Annotated in this window: 1 protein-coding gene and 1 pseudogene; both read right to left on the reverse strand. The window is 31.9% G+C overall.

What is annotated here, in order from left to right:
* A pseudogene (locus tag DD829_RS15260) lies at positions 1–1,781 on the reverse strand (hypothetical protein); the annotation flags it as partial.
* 367 nt (positions 1,782–2,148) lie between these two features.
* On the reverse strand, positions 2,149–3,222 hold the full coding sequence (locus DD829_RS15265; protein WP_123906881.1) for a leucine-rich repeat domain-containing protein: 1,074 nt from the start codon (positions 3,220–3,222) through the stop codon (positions 2,149–2,151).
* Positions 3,223–3,390 lie beyond the last annotated feature (168 nt).

Raw genomic sequence — 3,390 nt, forward strand, 5'->3', positions numbered from 1 at the left:
GTCCCTACTCCAGTAATATCTGTATTCATTGTCTTGACATCGCTACCACTTCTAACAGTAATATTTAGTATGTTCCCTACCTTTGTAAAAATAATTGTATTATTTACACTTTTTGAAATTGTATTATAATTCTGATTATAAGCTAATGGAGTGAAATTTATTGAATTATAGTAGCCATTCCAGTTGACTCCTGTAGTAAAATAGGATATGAAACTGTCAATAATACCTATATTGGAAGTCGCATCGGAAGAAGCTATACCTATTGTTCCTCTATTCCCTTCATATGTTTCATTTCCAACGCTACCACCTATAGCAAAAACCCAGTTTTTATTAGATGGTAAAATCAAATTAGGATAAGCACAAGCCATTATTTCATCTGTCGAAAATGTACTAAAATTACTATTGTTTGTTTTTAGAACTATTCCACCATTCGCAGATAGACTTGATGCAGTATTATTAGAAGCATTAATTAAATTCCAATCTTCTACCGTTAAATGTGTAAATTGTAAATTCCCTATATTCATAATAAATTCATTTAAATCCTTTACATTGGTATCTAATGCGGTAGGACTGTTTGTATAAGTGTGAACTATATTTAAAGTTTGTGATGTTGGTGTAACAGGGTTAGGTAAAGTATCCGGTATGGTTACAACCAGAGCATCACCTTCTACAACCTGTTTTGTATTTGAGTCTATTCTTAAAACTTTAGGATGGTCTTTGTAATCACTGCCTACATCCTTCAGTCCTTTCAAAAAATAAGCATTTCCTAAAGTATTCCATGTAAAATCCGCATTCTGAGTGAAAGTTCTTGCCTGAGTATTGGTGAGATCTGCGGTAGCAATATTACTTCCCAAAGTTCCCCATGAACTTCCGTTCCAGAGATAATATCCGGCTGTGCCATCAGTCTGATAAACAATAGCTCCCGCCTGAATAGTTCCTAAAGAAATAGCAAGCCTTTGAGCCTGAGTCATTCTTGGAGCGATAAGCGCTGCTTTAGAAGAAGAATCAACAGACCAGATAATATTATTGTAGTTATTGCTTCCAATTCCCGAACTGGTTCCGTTATCCTGTAATAGGCTGTTAATAAATGTTGAGCCGTTCCATCTTCCGAGATAATTCGCTCCCATGGAAGGTTTATCAAATTTATTATTAAATGTATTCCAGTCTGTATTACTCAGATAACCTGAAGTATTTGTATTAGATTGAGATATGCTTAATGTTCTGTCAGACGACAAATTACCACCTCCCTGTAACGGAGAAACAGTATTAACAGCTACGGTTTTTTCTGCTTTCGTATCCAATACCGTCTGCAATCCTGAGATATTGGAAACTGCAAACATCACATTCGACAGTACGTTTCCTTTGCTGTCTTTTAACTGTAAAATGTTGGAATTTAAAGCCAGTTGCGTACCTACATTATTCACAAAATCGGCGACAGGAATACTGTCTAAAAGCTCATTGTCCGCATTATAAAGTTCTAATGAGGCTGTAGCCGTATTATATCTTAAATCTGTCCCTTCATTATCCAGAGACTGCAAAGAAATTTCCGACAATACATTTCCCTGAGCATCTGTTAATGACAATTTTTTGCTGGTAGGTGACCACAGAAGATCAAAGTCTAACGACAGATTTTCTAACCCTTCGATTTTTTCTTTAGGAATACTTTCCTTTTTATGCCAGTAAGAATCTAAAAATTCTGAGAACTGGGCTTCGGTAGGTTTCTTTCCGGTCTCAAAATAGAATTTTAGAATTTCTTTTGTTGTTGATTCATTTTTTTCCATACTTAATTTTTTAACTTTTCTAAGTTTTTAGCACAGCTGATTTGGATCCAATAGTATCTGTACTTGAGGGTTCAAAATTCCTTATTTTTTTCTTCTTATTAAAGTTTTTAGCCTCCTGCATTCTGTAGTTGCAGTAAGTCGTAAATTTTGTATAGCTTAAGAATCTTTTATTTGACGGTGGGAAATTTTACTGTTTTTTCAAAAGAAAAAATAAGACGCTCATATTAATAGATGAAAAAGTATCCGAAAGGAAAACGAACATGAAAACTTTTATCGAGCTATCAAAAAATAAAAAGAAGAAAAATTAGAAATGAAAAACTCGGGTGTAAAAAAAGAAACTGCCTCATTTTTGAGACAGTTTCTTTTATTATCGAAACAAATCATTTGACATAGGAAATACTCTTGGTACAAAATGATCCGCCTCAAATTTGATGGTAACATTTTTTGGAACATCTTTAATCTCTTTGATATAATCTCCTGTAAAACATAGAGAAACAAAACATTCGGAAACCAAATTAGATAAAAAAGAAGCATCAAACTCTTTAATTTTATTGATCTCGAAAGTTAAAAACTCCAGATTAATAAGATGATCTAAATTCTCAACTTTAGTAATCTTATTTTCACTTAAATTTAATTTTTTTAAATTTTTCAGATTATCCAATCCTTTGATTTTTGAAATTTCATTAGAACTTAAGTCTAATATTTCTAAATTTTTTAAACCTTCTAAGCCTTCAATTTCTTCTACATGATTTGCCGAAATGAGAAGTTGTTTGAGATTCTGTAAGGCATCCAAACCTTCAATTTTGCCTACCCGGCTTCCATTTATTCTCAATTCTTCCAAATAGGGAAAACGCTCCAGATCAGTTATTCTTTTAATATTAGTTTCTCCAATATTTAAAGAGCGGATATTTTCACTAACCTTTATATTTTTTATATGATCAATTTCGGTAAGGCTTACATCTAACCGCTGTAAGAATTTTAAATGTTCTAAACCGTTTACTTCGAGATACGGATTGCAACTGATATATAATATTTCCAAATTAATTAAATCGCCCAACAAAGAAGTGTCTTTAAGTTCAGTTGCTCCCAAATCCAAATTTTTCAGACTTTTTAAATCTCCTAAATACCTAAATGATTTTTCCGGTAATTCATTGCCGGTTAGATCTAATGTTTCTAACCGTGAAAAAGCATTTAATGGACGTAACATTTCCACATTACAATATGGAACGGCTAATTTAACAAGACTGTCTGCTATTGGTAATAATACATCGATATCCTTTAAATCAACCTCATTTAAATATAATGTTTTAATATTCCCATCTTTATCCATCTCATAATAATTTTCCCAGATATGTTCGTTGGAATGTATAATTTGAGTATCAAACTCTTTTTCTAGTTTTTTTATAAAATCTGTCATGGTTTTATCTTCTTTTCCAAACAACCTTCTTAATTGTTGATATTTTATTAAATTTCCAATATTAACTTAAAAGCCCTGTAAAAACAAGGCTCTTATTATTATCGAAATAAATCCTTTGATCTATATAATGTTCTCGGTACAAAATGATCAGCATCAAACTTAATTGTTACATTTTTTGGCACATCTTTAATC

This window comes from Chryseobacterium sp. HMWF035 (assembly GCF_003094695.1).
GTDB classification, from domain to species: Bacteria; Bacteroidota; Bacteroidia; order Flavobacteriales; family Weeksellaceae; genus Chryseobacterium; species Chryseobacterium gambrini.